Genomic DNA, 2,582 nt, shown 5'->3' with positions numbered 1-2,582 from the left:
GCAAACAAGTTGAATGTTAAAAAACAAGATGATGCCGTCAAGCTGATCGCGTATTATAATACCTTGTAAATAAAAAAAAACCGCTTACTAGCGGTTTTTTTTTATTATGGGGCTAATCTATTTATTTGCCATTTGCCATTCACCAAATCATATTTAATGCGGTCATGTAAGCGGCTTGATCTGCCTTGCCAAAACTCAATCGATGTTGGTTTAACAATATAACCACCCCAGTGAGCTGGTTTAGGGATGGTCTTATCTTGATAACTTACGGTTAATTCTTCGACCTTCTTCTCTAAATCAGTTCTGTTGCTAATCACTTGGCTCTGTGGAGAAACTATCGCGCCAATCTGGCTGCCTTGCGGACGAGAGTGAAAGTAAGCTTCAGAGGTTTCTTTATCTAGTTTCTCTACCTTACCTTCAATACGAACCTGACGCTGTAACTCAGCCCAAAAGAAAACCAAGCAAGCTTGAGGGTTTTTCTTCAACTCTTTACCCTTAGTGCTAAGGTAATTGGTGTAAAAACTAAAGCCTTGTTCGTCAACGCCCTTTAGCAATACAATTCTCGCATTAGGCTTGCCTGTTTTATCTGCTGTAGCCAATGTCATTACATTGGGCTCATACAATTGCGCATCCAAGGCCGCACTAAACCATTTCTCGAACTGCTTAATTGGGTTCTTATCTACTTCCTTTTCTGTTAATTCGGCAGCACTATAGTCTTGCCTTAAATTCTGTAACATTTCTTTTGTAAGCTCCATGCACAAAAATAAGCTTTAGTTTCTTCAAAATCTAATACCGTCACCGGATGACGATGTCAAATTGAGGTCGTCATCCGATGACGGCGAGTAGGAAGTCCATTTTTTTTTTCTTAATTTGTCTAGATGTTAAGCAAAACACGTCCTTCAGCTGGAAAATTATTAATTTCTGAACCCTTTTTAAATGACCCCAATTTTAAACGGTCTGTTGTGTTCATAGCCGAGCACGAACAGGAGGGAACTTTAGGTTTTATTCTAAACCAGCCAAGCCCGCTACTGTTAAAAGATTTAGTACCAGATCTAGGAGCAGCTAATTTTCCTGTTTTTATTGGCGGACCAGTAGAAGTTGATACGATTCATTTTATTCACCGTTGCTATGATAAATTAAACAGTGGTGACGAAATAACTAGTGGCATTTACTGGGGCGGAAATTTTGAGACTCTCAAAATACTGGTTAACAATAATAGTATTGATGAAACAGAAATAAAGTTTTTCTTGGGCTATTCTGGCTGGGGAGAATCACAGCTACAAGATGAAATAGCAGAAAATACCTGGATTGTGTCTGATAAATTTCGTCAGGATTTAGTTTTTTCACACAATGAAGAGGAAGTTTGGAGAGAAGTAATTTTAAACCTTGGTCCTAAATATGCACATGTTCGCAATTTCCCGAATGACCCACGGTTAAATTAATACGATCTTTTCAATATATATACCTTAATTTCCTTTAAAAGATCAATAAATATGATATCATCATCCATTTCTAAACTTAAGCTTGGTCTTTTTGACTTAGGGATATTATATAATAACAATTCTATTGAAACAATTCAAAATACCTTGGAGGCAGCTGTTATGGCTGAAAAGCTTGGGTATTCGCGATATTGGATTGGAGAACACCAAACTCATGACGTTGCATGGCGTTCATCTGAAATAATTTTGACCTTATTAGGTGGATATACAAAAAAAATTAGAATTGGAACCGCTGGTGTCATGTTGGGCTATGCAAACCCATTATTAAGTGCTCAAAATTTTAAACTATTGGCTAGCCTATTTCCAAATAGAGTTGATTTGGGTTTTGCAAAGGGGTATTCTCCAAATAATGATATTCACGAACGCTTGTTAGACGGCAGGACTTTTGCACCAGATCTTCTATTGGATAAGGCAGTTTTGGTGAAGTCTTATTTAAATGAGTTAGCTAATGAGCACCTGCTTTCAGGGTATAACACAAATATGTCTCCGCAAATGTGGGTTTTAGGTAGTAGTGCTAAGTCGATGGATTTTGCTACAGAAAATAATTTAAATTTTTCCTTATCATTATGTCATAAGGATCTTGATACTAATTTAATCAACCAAATTCATAATAATGAAAAGTACAATGCAACAAAATTTAATATTTTGGTGGGCATGATTTGTAGTGACACAGAACAAAAGGCACAGATTATTGCCAACGAGCATTCTCATAAAAATCTTAAATTATCTTATTATGGAAACCCAGTAGGATGTTTCAATTTTTTGAAAGATATGCAAGAGAAATATGCTACGAACGAAATTATCATTTGTGATTTATGTAAAAATTCTAAAGATAAATTTAATTCTATTTCTTTACTAGCTTCAACGATGGAGACTTGAGATTTATTAATGTAAAATATTTTTAATAATTAATAGGAATTGAAATATATTATTAACTTAGTGTTTAGTTGATAAGGAGGTTGCTGAAAATCCTGAAAAGAGTAAGCTTAACCAAATAACCTGTTATGAAGAAAAAATTTAAATTTTCCTTAGATTTAAATAAGGAAACCGTATCTGAACTTACAAAAAAACAGCAACGTACTA

At 35.1% G+C, this 2,582-nt stretch carries 4 protein-coding genes; 3 read left to right on the top strand and 1 reads right to left on the bottom strand.

Annotated features, from left to right (window positions below):
- Window positions 1-104 precede the first annotated feature (104 nt).
- Window positions 105-755: a pyridoxamine 5'-phosphate oxidase gene (pdxH, locus tag WC622_RS16755; RefSeq protein ID WP_372820834.1), complete on the bottom strand. Its 651-nt coding sequence runs from the start codon at window positions 753-755 to the stop codon at window positions 105-107.
- A gap of 123 nt (window positions 756-878) precedes the next feature.
- On the opposite strand from pdxH, the gene WC622_RS16750 reads away from it, so the two are divergent.
- The 3 genes from WC622_RS16750 to WC622_RS16740 form a co-directional block, all read left to right on the top strand.
- A complete protein-coding gene (locus tag WC622_RS16750; RefSeq protein ID WP_372820833.1) occupies window positions 879-1,442 on the top strand; it encodes a YqgE/AlgH family protein in 564 nt (187 codons plus the stop codon).
- A 51-nt stretch (window positions 1,443-1,493) separates the two neighbouring features.
- Window positions 1,494-2,378, top strand: a complete 885-nt coding sequence (locus WC622_RS16745) for an LLM class flavin-dependent oxidoreductase (RefSeq protein ID WP_372820832.1) — start codon at window positions 1,494-1,496, stop codon at window positions 2,376-2,378.
- Between the two features lie 125 nt (window positions 2,379-2,503).
- Window positions 2,504-2,582 (top strand): class I lanthipeptide (locus WC622_RS16740; protein ID WP_372820836.1); only part of this gene is annotated, 79 nt, incomplete at its 3' end.

Source organism: Pedobacter sp., from assembly GCF_041662865.1.
Taxonomy (GTDB): Bacteria; Bacteroidota; Bacteroidia; order Sphingobacteriales; family Sphingobacteriaceae; genus Pedobacter.
The sequence above is the reverse complement of the archived record's forward strand: the minus strand, read 5'-3'. Positions and strand labels throughout refer to the sequence as shown.

Excerpts from the sequence above, each read along its gene's own strand:
- WC622_RS16750 (WP_372820833.1), top strand. The coding sequence starts at position 879 with ATGTTAAGCAAAACACGTCCTTCAGCTGGAAAATTATTAATTTCTGAA.
- pdxH (WP_372820834.1), bottom strand. The coding sequence starts at position 755 with ATGGAGCTTACAAAAGAAATGTTACAGAATTTAAGGCAAGACTATAGT.
- WC622_RS16745 (WP_372820832.1), top strand. The coding sequence starts at position 1,494 with ATGATATCATCATCCATTTCTAAACTTAAGCTTGGTCTTTTTGACTTA.